Annotated in this window: 1 pseudogene; it reads right to left on the minus strand. The window is 84.4% G+C overall.

The features are described from left to right. Positions 1–43: 43 nt before the first annotated feature. Positions 44–609, minus strand: a pseudogene (locus GTR00_RS22255) (hypothetical protein); the annotation flags it as partial.

The raw sequence follows: 609 nt of genomic DNA on the forward strand, positions 1-609 counted from the left end.
GGCGGCGGGTGGGGCGTGGTGGCGGTGGTCTGCCCGGTGGTGCTCACGGCCCCACCGTAGGCGCCGGGCCCGGCGGCGCGGAGGGGCCCGGCACCGCCACCCGCAGGGCCGTCCACGCGCCCCCGGCCACGACGAAGCCGGCACCGGCCCCCGGGGCCGGCGCGGGCAGCGCGCGACGGCCCAGGACGTCCGCGGGCACCTGCCCGTCGCGGCCCAGCAGCACGGTCGTGCGCGCCGCGCGCAGCGCCACCGCCAGCCCCCGGAAGGCGGCTGCGACCTCGCTGCCGTCGGCGGCGGCCACCAGCCGCCCGCCGCCGCGCAGCACCTCCACGAGCACCTCCTCCAGGTCCGCCGGCAGCGCCCGCGCGGCGTCGTCGACGAGCACGACGGCCCCGGGCGCCGCCAGCGCCGCGCGCAGCCCCCGCGCGTCGGCGCACCCCGTCCAGGCGGCGGTGGGGAACGCGCGCGCCGCGTGCGCGTCGGCGGTGACCACCGCCACCGGCGGCGCCCCGGGACGGCGTGCCAGCGCGGCGGCCACGGCCCGCAGCGCCGTGGTGCGCCCGCTGCGCGCCGGCCCGCACACCAGCACCCCGCCGGCCGGCTCCACGG

Source organism: Kineococcus indalonis (genome assembly GCF_009906395.1).
Taxonomy (GTDB): Bacteria; Actinomycetota; Actinomycetes; order Actinomycetales; family Kineococcaceae; genus Kineococcus; species Kineococcus indalonis.